We start from the raw sequence: 17,219 nt of genomic DNA, 5'->3' as shown, positions 1-17,219 counted from the left end.
CAGTTGTTAAAATATTTATTTAACAACTGCTTGTTTTTCATTGGTATATGATTGTAAAATTAATGTAATCAAAGTAGGAATTTTATAATAAGTAGCGAATATTATTTAGTAGAAGAGTAATAAAGGGGAAAGGGAGGTGAGGGTATGTCCGGACGGTTTCCGGTGAGTGGAGCTATTTTAAACTGGTTACCTAAATATAGTGGTAAAGGTTATGAAGCTTTTTATAAGCGGTTTCCAAAGTATGGAGAGTGGATTGCCGGCAGTGTGCATCCGACAATTTGCCAAATACAGGCATTAGCTACTTTTTCCAATGTACCGTTAGGGTATATTTATTTAAAGAATCCTCCACAGTTATCGGATAAAGAGATTACTGATTTTAGAAGACTAAATGGTGAAATCCCTGATAGGCCATATAGTCCTGAGTTAAGAGATACTATTTATGATATGCAGATTCGCCAAGATTGGTTGAGTCAATATCGAAAGCTTAATTTAGGAATAGATGCGTTATCTTATGTAGGGGGTTTTTCTAAACACATGGATAGCAGAAGTCTTGTGCATCAAGCTTATTCGTTATTAAATATAGAGGCTGGTTGGCAAATAGGTATAGCAGATCCGTTTACATATATACGTGAACGCATCGAGGCTATCGGTGTTACTGTATTTGTTAACGGTATTGTGGGCTCTAACACTAGACGTAAATTATCTGTCGATGAGTTTAGAGGGTTTACATTAATTGATTCTTATGCACCTGTTATTTTTATCAATGGAGCTGATTCGAATCATGGGAGGCTGTTTACGATTATTCATGAGTTTTGTCATATATTATTAGGTGAGGAAGGCGTTACTGATAGCTCTTCTGAGCCGTATTGTAACAGCTTTGCAGGTGAATTTCTTGTGCCGGAATCTCGATTTATTCCAGTGTGGAATGAACATTTGGAGGATTATGAGACCGTAGCTAAGCGTTTTAAGGTGAGTGAATATGTTATCTATCGTATAGCATTAGAGCATGGATATATTACTCGAATTCAATATCATAGACTAGTGGAACGTTTTAATCAGCGATTACAAAGCTTACCTGAACGAGAGACAAGAGGTGGTGGGGATTTTTATGTCACTGCTCACGCTCGGTTGGGTGAAAGTTTTAGTCGTACTGTTGTCAAAGCTGCTCGAGCAGGTGAATTGGCGTATCGAGATGCGTATGAGTTGTTAGGCTTACGTGGTAGTACTTTTACAAAATATGTGAATGAGTATAGTTTTTAGGAGAAAAAACTATGTATGTTCTTGATAGTAATACCTTTATAGATGCAAAGAACCGCTATTATGGGTTTGATATTGTTCCATCGTTCTGGAATGAGTTGATATCTCGCAGTAGAGGTAATATTTTAACTATTGATCACATTAAAAATGAAATTATGAGCGGTAATGATGAGTTATCTACTTGGTTTAACACTCATTATTTGACATTTACTGAAGCGACAAATGATGATGAGATACAAAATTCATATGTAGATATCGCTGAATATGTGATGTCAAATCAACAATATAAGGATGCAGAAAAACATCGCTTTTTGGCTAAAGCGGATCCTTGGCTTATAGCTTATGCGAGTGTCCGCAGAGGTGTGGTTGTAACCCACGAAACCTTAGCGGGACCAAGCACTACGAAAGTCAAAATACCGGATATATGTGAGCATTTTGATGTTTCATATGTGAATGTATTTGAAATGATGCGTCAATTACATATGGTAATATGAGATGAGGAGCTACTTTAGGTGGCTCCCTATTTTTCGTTATTTATATGTATTGCCAGTACTATAAATAGCACCACTATCGCAATTGTCTACTATATGGGGTATTTGAAGTTACCTTTTTAAACTGTTATAATTAAAAGATACCAATTAATATATCTTCTTATGTAAGAATGGTGATTTATGAATAAAACAAATACAAGAGCGATGGTTGAAACTGCCTTTGTTAGTGCTATAGGTGTTATCCTTAGTGCTATCAGTGTTTATATACCAGCTTTCGCCTTTTTATCATTTTTTGTTACACCTGCGGCCATTGGCATAATTGGAACAAAATGGGGCCGTAAATATAGTATATCGGCAGCTATTGTTACTACTTTCTTAGCAGTAATTTTATTTGGACCATGGAATGGTATACCTGTTGGCTTATTTGCTGCGGTAGGTGTAGGAGTAGGAGAGGGTAATCGTCTTTCATTGGGAACGATTAAACGGTTACTACTCCCTAGTATTGCTATGTTTGTTGCTGTATTAGTAACTTTCATTGCACAAGCGTATATATCTGGTATTGACTTATCAATGATAGATATACAGATGACAGAGCAAGCTCGTATGATTGCTGACCAAGCATTACAAACGAATTCTAATATTACACAGGAACAAGCGGATTTATTTGTGAAAAATGTAGATAAGTTAGCTACCGGTTTGAAGGATGCGTTTTTTGTAGCTGTAGCTATAGCTGCCGTATCATATAGTTATATAACTATTCAGATATCTATATGGTTAGGCAAGCGGTTACATATCTCCATACCTCGATTTTTACCGATTGAAGAGTGGAGAATGCCTATCTGGAGTGCCGGTTTATATGCGTTAGGCATTATTGGTATATATGGTGCTCCACATATTAGTATGGACTCTTCATGGGTCACAGCCATTAGTACTAATGTATTACTCCTCGGTAGCTCTATGTGTTCTGTTCATGGCTTTGCAGCTTTAGCAGACTTAATGAGTAGTTATCGCATGAGTAATAAATTGAAGTGGATATTGCTTGGTGTGTATGCCTTCTTCTTTGGACAAGCACTAGCGATATTTGGTGTTATAGATATGTTTTTAGATTTGCGGACACGTTACAAAGCGCGTCAATAGTAATAGAAAGGAGGCCGTTATGAAATCCTTTCAACGGAGATGGAAAGGTTTAGAAATTACCATTGTTGCCGTTCTCGTATTATTGCTATTATTGCTGGCCTATTTAAATTGGGCTATTGCGATTTTAGCATTAATCATTGTAGTAGCGGCGTATTTGGTTAATTATAATACCCTTCATAACCGGCGTCGTTTAGCAAGAGAACAGTTTAGTGCGATGATGAAAAACGTCACACAAGCTTCTAATTTTGCTTTACAAAATTTGCCAATGGGGATTGTTCTTGTTAATAAGCAAGGCACATTGGTGTGGAATAATAGTGTTTTCGCCGACTGGGTTAAGGTGGATTGGAATAAGCTCCAAAAAATGTCTGCTTTGTTGCCTGGTTTCCGTATCGATAAAATCTGGGGTAAGTCCGGATATATGACGGAAAAATATGAAAATCGATACTTCCAAATTATTTATAAATTTATCGATCCTCGGGATACCCGATCAGATATTGATAGTGAAGATGAACTGGCGGAACATGCAGTGATGGCATTGTACTTTAAGGACATTACTGACCTAGAAAAAGCCCGTATTAAAGCCGAAGAGGGACAGCCTGTATGGGGTATGATTCAAATCGATAATCTCGAAGAATTGACAAAAGGCCTTAGTGATCGTGAGTATACTAGTATTTGGACAGATATAAATAATATCATCATGGATGAAATCGATCGCTACGAAGGCTTTATTCGTAACTTCCAAGATGATATGTATACCTTTGCCATTTCTCGTGGTGCGCTTCATGAGATGGAGGAAGATGGTTTTAAAGTGCTCGAACGAATCCGTAAAGTACCATCTCCGCGTCAAGTTCCAGCTACGATTTCTATTGGTATTAGTGAAAATGTAGGTTCTGTGAAAGATGTATCTGGTCGTGCTCGTGCAGCCTTAGATATCGCCTTAGGTCGTGGTGGTGACCAAGTGTGCATTATGGATGGTGAAAGTACCCGCTTCTTTGGTGGCAATACGGCAGGCGTTGAGAAGAATACGCGCGTTCGTGCTCGTGTTGTATCTCAAGCAATACATGAGCTTATGATTGATTCTGATAAGATTCTTATCATGGGGCATCAACGTGAAGACTACGATGCATTAGGTGGTATTATCGGTGTAGCCGCCATTGCTCGAGCACTTGGTAAAGACGTGCGCATTGCGCTTTCAAAAGAAACTAGTGCCATCGATAAAATGGTGAATGTTCTTAATGAGTCAGAGTTCTGGAAAGAGAATATTATTACTGCAGAAGCTGCAAGAGTATGGGTAGATGCGAATACGCTCACTGTCGTGTGTGATACGCATCGTCAGGAAATGGTGGCGGCTCAAGAGGCGCTTGAAATTTCTGAACGACGCATCGTTATCGACCATCATCGCCGCGCAGCGGACTTTGTGGAAAATCCATTGCTTACCTATTTGGAACCAACTGCATCGTCCACATCTGAGCTCGTAACAGAGCTTGTACAATATGCAGGCGTTCCTGTAAAACTTTCAAAAGCGGAAGCCACAGGTATTTATGCAGGTATCGTATTAGATACGAAGAACTTTATCCAACAAACTGGGGCACGCACCTTTGAGGCCGCAGCATTCTTGCGCCGTGCAGGGGCGGATATCGACAGAGTTAAACAATTGTTTATTGAAACTTTCGATTCTATCCAATTGCGTGCTAAAATGGTATTTGAAGCAAGTCGTACTGAGGGGATTGCTATTTCCGTAGCGCCTGAAGGCTTGAAGGATATGATGGCGTTGGCTGCACAAAGTGCGGACATGCTCATCAGTAATGAAGATATTGAAGCTGCCTTTGTACTATATTCCCTAAATGATGGCGGTATCGGCGTTAGTGCTCGATCCAAAGGTAAGGTAAATGTACAAGTTGTAATGGAAGCCTTGGGTGGTGGCGGTCATAGAACTGTGGCTGGTGCTCAATTACAAGGTATGACCATAGAGGAAGCGAAGCAGGCCATTTTGGAGCATGCTCTTAAGGCGCTTCATTCCGCAGAACAAGAGGAGGAATAACAATGAAAGTAGTATTGTTAGAAGACGTTAAAAAAGTTGGTAAAAAAGGCGAAATCGTTGAAGTTAGTGACGCATATGGCCGTAACGTGTTGATCAAGAAAGGCCTCGGCCTTGAAGGTACAGCAACTAACGTAAATAATGCGAAACAAAAACAAGAATCCATTGCTCATAATAAAGCCGTTGCAAATGACGAAGCTAAGATCTTGGCCGCTCAATTGACTAAGGTTGAAGTGACTGTAAAAGTTCGCATGGGCGAAGAAGGTCGCGTATTCGGTTCCGTTACTGCTAAAGATATTTCCGATGCTGCTAAAGCTCAATATAAAGTAGATATTGATAAAAAGAAAATCGAAATTAAAGAACCATTGAAAACATTGGGCGTACATGACGTACTAGTGCGTGTTCATCCTGAAATTACAAGTACTATCAAGGTTAATGTGGTAGCCGAATAATAGTATTCACCATGCTCTTGGAGTATGGTGAATTCTTTTATCCATAGTGGTTGTGTGAAGGGGATTATCATGGATGTACGCATTCCGCCGCATAATTTAGATGCGGAAAAGGCCGTTTTGGGGGCTTTATTAACTAATGGATCCAATATGGGCGCCGTTGTAGATACGGTGACAAGTATTCTTAAATCTGAAGATTTTTACCGCGATGCACATCGTATTATTTACGATGCCATTTTAGAAATCGTGCATGCCAATAAGACAGCTGACTTTATTACCGTTGGTGAAGAGCTAGATCGTCGTAAGCGCCTCGATGCGGTAGGAGGTCTTGCTTATATTACATCTCTTGCGAATGAATCGGTGTCATACAATGTTGAGGAACATGCGAAAATCATTAGCGAGAAAGCTCAGTTGCGGCGCCTCATCGATGCAGGAAATAAAATTGTTGGCATGACGTATGCTGGCGAAGATGAGCCGACGGCTATCCTTAACAAGGCAGAGCAAATGGTATTAGATGTAAGCGGTCAAACCCAGTCTGAATCATCCTTTGCTGCCATTGGGGAAGTGGTTTTATCTAATCTAGATAAACTTAATGCATTGCAACAGCATGATGGCGCTATTACAGGCGTGCCAACAGGCTTTAAAGATGTGGACCACATTTTTAACGGCTTACAAAAATCTGACCTCATCCTCGTAGCAGCTCGTCCTGCCATGGGGAAAACAGCTTTCACCTTGAACATTGCTCAAAATGTAACGATGTTGTACGACAAGACGGTGGCGTTCTTTTCCCTAGAAATGGGCAAGGAACAGCTTGTGGGCCGTATTTTGTCCTCCGTGGCAGGTGTGAGCTCTGAAAAATTGCGCCGTGCGAATATGGATCCTGCTGACTGGGAAAAGGTGATTGCCGCAGCGGACCGCATGAGCAAATCCAAGCTTTTTATCGATGATACACCGGGCCTTACTGTACAAGATATGCGTTCTAAGTTGCGCCGTCTCAAGGTGGAACATGGCCTTGATCTCGTTATCGTCGATTATATTCAGTTGATGCAAGGTCGAAATGCTGGTAAGGGTAGCGAAAACCGTCAACAAGAGGTGTCCGAAATCTCTCGTAATCTTAAATTGATTGCTCGTGAATTTAACGTGCCGGTTATCGCTTTGTCGCAGTTGTCTCGTAGTGTTGAAAGCAGACCAGATAAACGGCCTGTGCTTTCGGACCTTCGTGAATCTGGCTCCCTCGAGCAGGATGCAGATATCGTTATCTTCTTGTACCGTGATAAATATTACGATGAAAACTCCGAAAAAGGGGACAATGCAGAAGTCCTCATTCGTAAACACCGTAATGGCTCCGTCGGTACCGTGGAACTCCAATTCGTTGGAGAATTAACACAATTTAGAGACGTAGAATTCCGAGACCTAGGGCCGGAACAATAATGAAAACTATCGGGGCGTGCCTATATTGATGGGGCCCCGTGACATAGCTACATTTTAATTAAAAAGAAAGGACTATACTTCTTTGCTCCTCGTGACCTGATGTCGCTGCATAAGTATAGTCCTTTCTTTTTATCACTGTACATATGAAGGTGTCCCATCAATATAGTGGCACTCGATAGTTTTCGTTGTATTGTTGGGAGAGAAGATAATAGAAGTTTTGGCGTTATACTAGTAGAAAATAAATCGTATTCAAGTGTATAATAGTACTAGATAGATTTTATAGTGTCGTACAATACGTAAGTATTGTGAGGTGGAATATAAGGTTTCCATCCTTTGTATGATGAATTTAACTATTAGTGGAAAACAAAATATTGAGTTTTATTTGTTGCTGGTTGGATTAGGTGCTGCAGAGGCTTATAAATACAAGCGTATTAGTCTAGGCGTATTTGAGAGTCTACATTATCATTTGTCTATGATAGATTTAATTGATGAATACCGGTTGTCAAAGGACTTAAGGGAGATTGTTTTCCAAGGTATGGGAATGGAAGATATTGTTGATGCAGCAGAGTGGTTTGAAGACTTTGATTGGGAAGGTCATTTGCGTGATGCGATAGATTCCTTGGAACTGGATTGTGTATCTAGATTAATGGAGTCCTCATATCATACTTGTATTAATGATTTTAATTTGTTTGATGTACCTAATACGGATAGTATTGATCATCTCTATATTTCTTTTGTATCTCATCATAGTTTTGAGCAAATCATGATGATTTTTATGCTAGGGTATACCGTGTTTTTGATTGAGTTAGGTGAGTATTGCGTTGATGCCTTTGATGCTTTTAAGCGTAACTACCTTACTAATCTTCGAGCTATAAACTGTGGTGAGTCCGAGGTTTTTAGTGAAGCTCTTGAATTATTTGATTCTTGTGATAACGGAAAAGATTTTTTGAGCAATAAACGACAACAATTGTGGTTAAGAAAGATTTCTATAGACCTTAGAGGTCACTTTTGTAGCCGCAAAGAGTCTAGCATGGATTATAGTAGTGAAAAGGGTTTAGTTTATTATACAAGTCCTAAAGAAACCATATTGGGTTAAGTTATATGCGTACTTAAGAGTACCTACTATTAGATTTGATGTCTAATAGTAGGTACTCTTTTTATTTTTTATGTTCAAAATTTACTGTTATAAAAACAAACATATGTTTGAAAATACTCTCGGTTTTTGTTATACTAATCATAGAAATTTTTGTGTTCTGTTTTTTGTAAAAGCCCGTTGTTTAGCGGTTTAGGGGGTGTTTGTATGGGTTCAGGTGATACGGATCGGCTGTATATGTGTATTGATTTGAAGTGTTTTTACGCATCTGTAGAATGCGCCGATTTGGGACTGGATCCGTTTACAACACCTTTGGTGGTGGCCGATGGTTCTCGTGGCAAGGGGGCTATTACGTTGGCTATTTCTCCAGCCTTAAAAAAGTTAGGTGTTAAAAATCGCAGCCGATTATTTCAGATTCCACCGCATATTGAGTATTTGACGGTGAAGCCACATATGAAGCGGTATATGCAGGTATCTGCTGAGATTTATGGAACCTTGCTCAAGTATGTGGCGCCCGAAGATGTACATGTGTACTCTATCGACGAGTATTTCATCGATATCACGCCTTATTTGCCATTATATAAAAAGACGCCTCGTCAGTTGGCGCAGATGTTGCTTGATGCGGTGCTAGCGGCAACGAAGATTTATGCCACCGTTGGGATTGGAACGAATTTGTTTCTCGCCAAGATTGCCCTCGATATTTTGGCGAAACATGCACCTGATTTTATAGGTTATCTTGATGAAAGCCTTTTTAAAGAGAAAATTTGGTATCATCAGCCCTTGACCGATATATGGCAGATTGGTAAGGGCATAGCTAATCGTTTGCATAAGTATGGTGCTTATGATTTACATGGTATTACCATGATTCCAGAAGCGAAGTTGTACAAGGAGTTTGGCATTAATGCAGAGCTCATCATTGACCATGCTTGGGGCCGTGAGCCTTGTACGATTGCGGATATCCATGCGTATCGCCCCATTAAGCACTCTATCTCGCACAGTCAGATTTTGTTGCGCAATTATACCTATGAAGAGGCATGCGTGCCTATGCGTGAAATGGTAGAGTCCTTGGTGTTAGAGCTTTTACAAATTAAAGGGGTTACAAATCATATCTATGTTCATATCGGCTATGCTAATGAAATGATGCGCTCTACAGGAGGTTCTAAAAAGCTTAAGCAGTATACAGATTCTCTACAGACCTTGACGACGGCGGTTATTAAATTATACGAGCAGCATTGCCATAAGAATGAGCTCATACGGCGTATAGGGGTCAGCTTTGAGGATTTAGTCAATCGATCCGCCATACCTCAAGAGGTGGACCTATTTAGCACTCTTACTACAAATGAAGAGGAAAAAGAGCGACAGGTACAAGAGGCTATGCTATCCATTAAGAAACAGTTTGGTAAGAATTCTATTTTGCGTGCATCGAGCTTACAAGAGGAAGGAACCATGCGCTTTAGAAATACCTTGGTAGGCGGTCATAATGGGGAATAGATATTATAATGGATACATTGGAAATACATTAGTCGCGTAAGGGGAGGTATACATTAATGAAACATCGCATGTCTCGGTTACAGCGAGCAAAACAATTTATGCCCTTTGCGGCATTGAGGGGATTTGAAGCGTTATTAGCCGCTGTAGCAAAGCCAAAAGAAAATCGGGCAGAGTTATCAGAGGATCAAATAGACGAGTTAAATACAGTTTTACAATCTGTACGTTGTGGGGAGTGGGTACGAATCGTTTACTACAACAAACGAAAATATACGGAACTTATAGGAGCTGTTGATATGATTAGTGAGCAATTACAAATTCTATCTGTACAAGGAACTGTTATTCCTTTCAGATATATTAAAGAGCTAAACTTGTATGATATATAAATATAAATGATGGCTTTTACTGTGTATGGTAAATAGACTAGAGTTAAGAAATAATTAGGTATACAATAGTATCATGGGTAAATATAGCTTTATAAAGATTTCTTTAGTTTTGTTGACTCTAATATACCTATATAATTTTTCGTGTTTTTGACTTAGAAAGGCGGTGTATGTAATGCATGATGTCATATCATTACTTATAAATCGCTATGATTTTTTCCTCCAGCTATTATGGGAGCATATAGAAATTTCAGTATTAGCTTCTGTTATTGCTACCATCATCGGTGGCTTATTGGGTGTGTTTATATACGAATATAAACGGCTAGCTGCGCCAGTTATGGTAGTGGTTAATTTCCTATATACAATTCCATCTATATCGATGTTAGGCCTTTTGTTGTACGTATCAGGTGTTGGTAATACGACGGCTATCATTGCATTGGTTATATATGCTTTATTACCGATGGTACGAAATACATTTACTGGTCTTAACCAGATTGATCAAGCCATGTGTGAAGCGGGGATTGCATTAGGGCTCACGCGGATTCAACGTTTGTGGAATATAGAGATTCCTTTGGCTATGCCGACTATTATGGCTGGTATACGGACCATGCTCGTTATGACCATTGCCTTGACAGGTATTGCGTCCTTTATTGGTGCTGGTGGCTTAGGTGTAGCGATTTATAGGGGGATTACAACGAATCAAAGTGCTTTGACAATTGCAGGCAGTCTACTGATTGCCCTATTAGCCATTACCGTTGATGCTCTCTTTTCTTTAGGTGAAAGAGTAACGCGTATTAGCCCTCATATGAAGCGCTATACGATTATATTTGTTTCGATGATGATGATAATTGCGATGGGTATAGGTGGTTGGGCTATGTATTGCCGTCATGTGAAGACCGATGTTATTCATATTGCAACGAAACCCATGACGGAACAGCTTATTTTGGGGAATGTTTTAAAAGAATTGATCGAGAAGAAGACTGATTTAACCGTAGAGGTTACAGAAGGTGTCGGTGGTGGTACATCAAATATTCAACCAGCTATGCTTTCTGGCCAATTTGATATATATCCTGAATATACTGGTACAGCTTGGTCTGCTGTGCTAAAACGTACGGATACGTATGATGAAAGTCTATTTAATGAGCTTTCACAGGCCTATAAAGAGAAATATAATTTTGAGTGGGTCGGCATGTACGGTTTTAATAATACCTATGGCATAGGGGTGCGTAATGAAATTGCTCAGAGTTATGGCGTAAAAACGTATTCTGATCTTGCTCGTATAGCACCATCCCTAACATTAGGAGGGGAATATGATTTCTTTGGACGTGAAGATGGCTATGCTGGATTACAACGCGTGTATGGCATGAGATTTAAAGCTACTAAAGATATGGATATAGGGCTAAAATATACGGCTATTAGTCGTGATGAGGTGGATGTAATGCCGATATTCACGACTGATGGTCAATTAAGTATCGCACCGATTACGGTGTTACAAGATGATAAACATTTATATCCATCTTATATGTCTGGCAATGTGGTACGTAGCGAAGTATTGATTGCTCATCCTGAACTGCGCCCTGTATTAGAAAGTTTGAATCATACGATTACAGATCAAGAGATGGCGAAGATGAATTACGCCGTTGAAACGGAACATCAACTACCAGCTGATGTAGCACATAAATTCCTGGTAGAACGAAATTTGATATAAGGTGAATATAGTTAGAACTAAAGTAAATAAAATTTGATATATGTTGAATATGATTTTGTATTGACATTTAATCTCCTTTGATGTAATATAAACATATGAACAGGTATTCATATAAATAAAAATATCTGATGAAAAATGTTTAGGAACATATATAACAAGATATGAAACAAGATATGTCTAATAAGTATTAGAAAAATATTACCTATTAACTTACAATACAGGATAGAAGCGTTCACTATTATCAAAGGAGATATCATGGAAGAAACATTGTTATTGAAGGATTTGAACTGTCCGAACTGCGCAGCAAAAATTGAAGATCGTATCTGTAAAATGGATGTGGTAGAGACTGCCAATTTCACACTTGCTACACATCAATTAAAATTAACCGGCTCTTGGGAAGACCGTGAAGCTCTTAAACGTGACATTCAAGACATTTGTGATGCCATCGAAGAGGACATAACCGTAGCAGATTATGAACGTAAATCCAAAGCGGCTATGGATGATCATGGTCCTGACCAGGATCGTGATGGTGATGCTGTAACAATTGCAGTCATCGTAGCAGGCTTGTTATTTATGATTTATGATGTTTTGTCATCCTTTGTCCCATCCATCAGCTTACCAGAGAGTATTGAAACTCCAATTTACTATGTTGCGTATATTCTTCTTGCGTTCCCAGTATTGCGCATCGCAGGTCGCAATATCTTAAAAGGCCAAGTGTTCGACGAGAACTTCTTGATGTCTATCGCTACATTGGGTGCTATTGCTATCGATGCATTGCCTGAGGCCGTAGGCGTTATCTTGTTCTACCGTATCGGTGAGTTCTTCGAAGAAAAAGCAACTGATCGTAGTCGTACAGAAATCATGAACGCTGTTGATATGCGTCCTCAAGAGGTGCGCGTTGTAGATACAGACTGCGGTGGTGAAATCGTAGTTATGGCTCCTGAAAAGGTTGAAGTAGGCTGGACTATCGAAGTTCGTCCTGGCGATTTAATTCCTCTAGACGGCACAGTGCTTGAAGGTGAAACACGCGTTAATACAGCACCTGTAACAGGTGAACCTGTACCTGTTCGCGCCGTACCTGGCACTCAACTTATGTCTGGTTGTATCAACGAATCTGGTCGCATTACAATGCGTGTAGATAAGGTTCTTGAAGAATCCATGGTTACTAAAATTCTTGATGCCGTGGAAAATGCAGCATCCTCTAAACCTAAAATCGACCGTTTCATTACTCGTTTTGCTCGCGTATACACACCAATCGTTGTAGCTTTTGCATTGGCTGTAGCTATCATCCCATCCCTTATTACTGGTGAATGGCATAAATGGATCTACACAGCCTTAACATTCCTCGTTATTTCTTGCCCATGTGCATTGGTGCTTAGCGTGCCACTTGCATTCTTCTCCGGTATCGGCAATGCGTCTAAACACGGTATCTTATTAAAAGGTGGTCGAGTTATCGAGGCGTTGGCTAATGTGAAAGCAGTAGCTCTTGATAAAACTGGTACTATCACATCTGGTGAGTTCAAAGTTCACAGCGTAGAAACTGTAGGCTCTCATGTAAGTTCCAGTCAATTGTTATCCATGGCGGCAGCTATCGAAGCCGTTTCTACACATCCAATCGCAACAAGCATCGTGTCTGAAGCAAAAGATCAAGGCCTTACAGTGGAACCTTCTGATTTCGTTCAAGAGTTAGCTGGTGAAGGTATGGTAGGTATGGCAGATGGTCAACAAGTACTTATTGGTAACCGTCGTCTTATGGAACGCTATAATGTGCAAGGCTATCCAACAGAAGCTGCTGAATATGGCACAGAAGTTCTTGTCGCAGAAGGTAATACATACTTAGGTCGTATCATCATCGCCGATGAAGCTCGCCCAGACTCTGCTGAAGCGATTGCTAATCTTAATGGTCAAGATATTAAAACTGTTATGCTTACAGGTGATGCTGAAGCAAGTGCAAATTACATTGCTAAAGAAACTGGCGTAAGTGCTGTACGTGCTCAGTTGTTGCCTCAAGATAAATTGTCTGTTGTACAAGATATTCGCTCTGAATATGGTCCAACTATGTTCGTAGGGGATGGCATCAACGATGCTCCAGTACTTGCAGGTGCTGATGTAGGTGGCGCGATGGGTAGTGGTGCTGATGCGGCTATCGAGGCGGCAGATGTTGTGTTCATGCGTCCATCCTTGACTGCCATTGCACATATCCTAGACTTGTCCAAAGCAACATTGCGTGTTGCTTGGCAAAATGTAGTATTCGCTATTGCCGTTAAAATTCTTATCATGGCGCTAGGCCTTATGGGCTATGCATCCATGTGGTGGGCGGTATTCGGTGATACTGGCGTATCCATTCTTTGTATTTTGAACTCTATTCGTATCTTGCGCCGTTAATTTGGTGAAAGTAATCTTATAGATTAATGCAGAAATATAACAAATGACATGATTCTGATTTGACAGAGTAGGATAAAACAAATAACCTCTATATTAGCGATAAGCTAGTATAGAGGTTATTTTTATAAGATTTAACCTAATGATATATTGCTGATTATTTGTTTGCATACTTACTCACTGTAAGTTTTAGTGGTTTAATCTTTTGGTGGATTTTTTAGTTTAGCAGCTTTATTAATCTATGTGCTCGCTAGATTTTTTGGTAGATTTGATAAAAGGATGTTTTGAGATGCTTTTAACATATACAATTGTGCATTGTTAATAGACATAAAGTGATTTATGTATATACTACATAAACAAAACTTTCACAATTGAATTGAATAATAGCTATAAAATAGTATATAATTTATTAGATGATTACTATATGTTCGTTGAAAGGAGGGATAGCATGATCACGGTGTACAAACACATAGAAGAAGAGTTAGTTTCGGACTGCACTGTATCAGATGCCACAAAAGGTTCTTGGGTAAATTTGGTGAACCCAGACCCCGATGAGTTGTCCCTCATCAATATTTTGACGGAAATTCCAACGGACGTTTTAAAGACCGCCCTCGATATGGAAGAACGTTCTCACGTGGAGTTAGAGGACAACTATATTTTCGTGGTTATCAACATTCCTGCGATTCGCGGTAATGATATGTACGATACGGTGCCGCTCGGTATCTTTTTGACGCCTGACTTCTTCATTACTGTATGTCTTGAAGAATCCGAGGTGTTGTATCCGTTCATTTCAAACCAACTGTCTACATTCTATACATATAAAAAGACGCGGTTCTTGTTCCAAATCTTGTACCGTACAGCCACATTGTTCTTACGTTATTTGCAACAAATTAATCGCCGTACCGACGATATTGAAGTTCAGTTGCGTCATACAACGAAGAATAAAGACTTCTTCCAACTATTGGAATTACAGAAATCCATGACATACTTTACCTCTGCGTTGCGTACGAATGGAACTGTTATGGAACGCCTATTGCGCTTGCGTGGTCACAGCACTTATAGACATTTGCTCAAGATGTACGAAGAGGATGAAGATTTACTAGAGGACGTTATCATCGAGAATAAACAGGCCATCGAGATGGTTGAAATGTATTCCAATATCTTGATGAACATGATGAACGCCTTCACATCTATCATCTCTAACAACCTCAACATGGTTATGAAAATGTTGGCGGCCCTTACGATTACTTTGGCGGTGCCCACAATCATATTCAGTCTGTGGGGAACGAATGTGGCGTTGCCGTTCCAGGATGATCCGAATGGATTCTACGAAGTAGTAGGTATTTCCGTGGTGTGTTCCATCATTGCTATCATAGGCATGTGGAAAAAAGACCTATTCTAGCATATATGACAAATAACTAAAAGATTAGGGCAATACTAAATGTTAAATACAAATGAAAAAGCTGGCTGCAAGTCGGCTTTTTTGCTTGCTTATGTATTATATTATTGCTTCTTTACGTATTACGTTATTGCTTATTATTAGGTCAATTTGATATAATAGTACCGTTATGGAGAGGTGTCCGAGTGGTTTAAGGAGCTGGTCTTGAAAACCAGTGACTCCGCAAGGGGCCGTGGGTTCGAATCCCACCCTCTCCGCCACCAATACATACAACTATCACAGATTATAACAAATTGTAACGAACCACAACAAACACAGTAAAAATAAAGGTTTATAATGATATTATGGAGTTGGAATTATAACGAATTGTAACGAATTATAACACAATTTTGCCACCATTTTGCCACCAAAAGAATAAAATAATTTGCCCCCATTGTATGCAGTATGTAATGGGGGCATTTTATTTATATTCTATAAACTAACACTAAAATGTACTGTCAAAATCTATCTTATCTTGAACAAAGTTAACAAATACCTTCTCAAAATTATTCATAAAATCACTCCAGTTTTTGGAAATTCTCATGATTGCAATGACTTGCATAAGGTGGTCATGTAAATCACGTTGACCAATGTCGTTAGTTAAATGTTGATGGCGGGGTGCTTTTAACATGAATTTATATCTTATTTATATGAGTAATTAATAAAGATACGCTTTGATAATATATTGACTATAAAAGCATTGATAGATAGATTTATCAAAATTATCTTTCGTATATACATGAAGTTTTTCTTTAAGTTTTGGCAATGGTTTATAACATTTGATACAAGTAAGTCTATTGCTTTTTGATATATATGCCAGTATAGCAAATGTTTTTAATGGCAATTGTATGGGGAAAGAGATTATTTTTTTTCTAACTTTTTCTGTTCTTTTTCTAATTGTTTAATACTTTTTGGTGGAGTAGGTAGGTCTTCAGGCATAGTACCACCTAATTCTTTAATTGTTTGACGCACTTTTGCACCGACTTCTCGATGCGCTATGTTTGCATTTTCTTTACCTTGAATATTATCGCGACGTAATTTGCCTTCTGTTTGTGTTAATCTAAACAAATTGGCCGCTAATTCCTCACTTCCCATATGATCTAATATTTTTTGTGAAGGTTTCAGCCCTTTTCGCTTATGGATTTCCTTGTTACCTAAGCCACCATATAAACCTTGATAGCCTGAGTTATGGAATTTAGCAAAGTCCTGAGGTGTTTCAACTCCTGCATTATTGGCTGCTTCTGATAATGCTGTATTATGTTCCTTTATATCTTGCCTGATTAGTAATCGACGTTCATCCTCGGACAAGGATATAAATTGTTCTTGCATTTCACGTTCATGAGTTTTAACTGCAAAATAGGTTTGGGCCTGTGCGATAACCGATTTTTTTGAATCGCCATTCATCGCTATCAGGTAACAAGCATATCTAGATAATACAATATCTTGTATCTCTCTATTAGCAACCCCAACATGTACTATTTTCCCGACGTCGGCAAAATGGTCGGAAATAGATAATTCGCTATTTTGACAAGCTATTTTGGCTTTTTCAATAACATTTAAGAAGTTATCCCATTTTGTATATTCTAAAATAGCTTGTAAATCTCGTGCATACCAAAATTCATTTCCATTAGCATCAATTTGTTTGATAGAGTCGAAAGAGTTTTCAGTATTATTGCCTATGGGCTGAATATCATTAAAGAAAAACATAATACAATCTCCTATGCGGGTAATTACAGATTAGTAATATTTTTAGCATCTATAGTTATATTGCTGGAGATACTAAATTATACTATGAATATTAACAACAAAGACTCTTTATTGCTTTCAGTATAGCATAGGTGAAAGCAAATGAGAATTGACGATAGAGAGAATAGTTTTATGTAGCCAATCTTTACTCACTATGATATGCTATCGATATATTTAT

General features: G+C 38.9%; 13 protein-coding genes and 1 tRNA gene. 13 read left to right on the top strand and 1 reads right to left on the bottom strand.

Going from position 1 to position 17,219, the window contains the following annotated elements; genetic code table 11:
• The first annotated feature begins 144 nt into the window (after nt 1-144).
• The 13 genes from FNLLGLLA_RS09010 (at nt 145) to FNLLGLLA_RS08950 (ending at nt 15,516) form a co-directional block, all read left to right on the top strand.
• A complete protein-coding gene (locus tag FNLLGLLA_RS09010; protein ID WP_156697312.1) occupies nt 145-1,260 on the top strand; it encodes an ImmA/IrrE family metallo-endopeptidase in 1,116 nt (371 codons plus the stop codon).
• 11 nt (nt 1,261-1,271) lie between these two features.
• On the top strand, nt 1,272-1,751 hold the full coding sequence (locus FNLLGLLA_RS09005; RefSeq protein ID WP_101928550.1) for a DUF4411 family protein: 480 nt from the start codon (nt 1,272-1,274) through the stop codon (nt 1,749-1,751).
• Between the two features lie 177 nt (nt 1,752-1,928).
• A complete protein-coding gene (locus FNLLGLLA_RS09000) occupies nt 1,929-2,885 on the top strand; it encodes a DUF2232 domain-containing protein (protein WP_156697311.1) in 957 nt (318 codons plus the stop codon).
• A gap of 19 nt (nt 2,886-2,904) precedes the next feature.
• Entirely contained in the window at nt 2,905-4,926 is a 2,022-nt protein-coding gene (locus FNLLGLLA_RS08995) for a DHH family phosphoesterase (RefSeq protein WP_155085848.1), read from the top strand.
• Nucleotides 4,927-4,928: 2 nt separating this feature from the next.
• The gene (gene rplI / locus FNLLGLLA_RS08990) at nt 4,929-5,375 is read left to right on the top strand and encodes a 50S ribosomal protein L9 (protein ID WP_004694699.1); all 447 of its coding nucleotides are present in this window, start codon (nt 4,929-4,931) and stop codon (nt 5,373-5,375) included.
• Nucleotides 5,376-5,444: 69 nt separating this feature from the next.
• Entirely contained in the window at nt 5,445-6,803 is a 1,359-nt protein-coding gene (gene dnaB, locus FNLLGLLA_RS08985) for a replicative DNA helicase (protein ID WP_004694701.1), read from the top strand.
• A gap of 310 nt (nt 6,804-7,113) precedes the next feature.
• The gene (locus tag FNLLGLLA_RS08980; protein ID WP_232054989.1) at nt 7,114-7,899 is read left to right on the top strand and encodes a DUF3969 domain-containing protein; all 786 of its coding nucleotides are present in this window, start codon (nt 7,114-7,116) and stop codon (nt 7,897-7,899) included.
• 204 nt (nt 7,900-8,103) lie between these two features.
• Nucleotides 8,104-9,387, top strand: a complete 1,284-nt coding sequence (locus FNLLGLLA_RS08975; protein WP_156697310.1) for a Y-family DNA polymerase — start codon at nt 8,104-8,106, stop codon at nt 9,385-9,387.
• Nucleotides 9,388-9,443: 56 nt separating this feature from the next.
• A complete protein-coding gene (locus FNLLGLLA_RS08970) occupies nt 9,444-9,770 on the top strand; it encodes a YolD-like family protein (RefSeq protein WP_004694706.1) in 327 nt (108 codons plus the stop codon).
• Nucleotides 9,771-9,942: 172 nt separating this feature from the next.
• Entirely contained in the window at nt 9,943-11,475 is a 1,533-nt protein-coding gene (locus tag FNLLGLLA_RS08965; protein ID WP_156697309.1) for an ABC transporter permease/substrate-binding protein, read from the top strand.
• A gap of 255 nt (nt 11,476-11,730) precedes the next feature.
• Entirely contained in the window at nt 11,731-13,860 is a 2,130-nt protein-coding gene (locus tag FNLLGLLA_RS08960) for a heavy metal translocating P-type ATPase (RefSeq protein ID WP_174892377.1), read from the top strand.
• A gap of 445 nt (nt 13,861-14,305) precedes the next feature.
• The gene (locus tag FNLLGLLA_RS08955) at nt 14,306-15,259 is read left to right on the top strand and encodes a magnesium transporter CorA family protein (RefSeq protein ID WP_004694714.1); all 954 of its coding nucleotides are present in this window, start codon (nt 14,306-14,308) and stop codon (nt 15,257-15,259) included.
• A gap of 168 nt (nt 15,260-15,427) precedes the next feature.
• Nucleotides 15,428-15,516: transfer RNA gene (locus FNLLGLLA_RS08950), tRNA-Ser, on the top strand.
• Between the two features lie 640 nt (nt 15,517-16,156).
• Here FNLLGLLA_RS08950 and dinD read toward each other — a convergent pair.
• Entirely contained in the window at nt 16,157-17,002 is an 846-nt protein-coding gene (gene dinD / locus FNLLGLLA_RS08945) for a DNA damage-inducible protein D (protein ID WP_119562616.1), read from the bottom strand.
• Nucleotides 17,003-17,219: the final 217 nt, after the last annotated feature.

Source organism: Veillonella parvula (assembly GCF_902810435.1).
Classification (GTDB): Bacteria; Bacillota; Negativicutes; order Veillonellales; family Veillonellaceae; genus Veillonella.
Note: the sequence above shows the minus strand (reverse complement) of the source record. Positions and strands in the feature narration are given on the sequence as shown.

Coding starts and splice junctions, on each gene's coding strand:
- FNLLGLLA_RS09010 (WP_156697312.1), top strand. CDS start 145: ATGTCCGGACGGTTTCCGGTGAGTGGAGCTATTTTAAACTGGTTACCT.
- FNLLGLLA_RS09005 (WP_101928550.1), top strand. CDS start 1,272: ATGTATGTTCTTGATAGTAATACCTTTATAGATGCAAAGAACCGCTAT.
- FNLLGLLA_RS09000 (WP_156697311.1), top strand. CDS start 1,929: ATGAATAAAACAAATACAAGAGCGATGGTTGAAACTGCCTTTGTTAGT.
- FNLLGLLA_RS08995 (WP_155085848.1), top strand. CDS start 2,905: ATGAAATCCTTTCAACGGAGATGGAAAGGTTTAGAAATTACCATTGTT.
- rplI (WP_004694699.1), top strand. CDS start 4,929: ATGAAAGTAGTATTGTTAGAAGACGTTAAAAAAGTTGGTAAAAAAGGC.
- dnaB (WP_004694701.1), top strand. CDS start 5,445: ATGGATGTACGCATTCCGCCGCATAATTTAGATGCGGAAAAGGCCGTT.
- FNLLGLLA_RS08975 (WP_156697310.1), top strand. CDS start 8,104: ATGGGTTCAGGTGATACGGATCGGCTGTATATGTGTATTGATTTGAAG.
- FNLLGLLA_RS08970 (WP_004694706.1), top strand. CDS start 9,444: ATGAAACATCGCATGTCTCGGTTACAGCGAGCAAAACAATTTATGCCC.
- FNLLGLLA_RS08965 (WP_156697309.1), top strand. CDS start 9,943: ATGCATGATGTCATATCATTACTTATAAATCGCTATGATTTTTTCCTC.
- FNLLGLLA_RS08960 (WP_174892377.1), top strand. CDS start 11,731: ATGGAAGAAACATTGTTATTGAAGGATTTGAACTGTCCGAACTGCGCA.
- FNLLGLLA_RS08955 (WP_004694714.1), top strand. CDS start 14,306: ATGATCACGGTGTACAAACACATAGAAGAAGAGTTAGTTTCGGACTGC.
- dinD (WP_119562616.1), bottom strand. CDS start 17,002: ATGTTTTTCTTTAATGATATTCAGCCCATAGGCAATAATACTGAAAAC.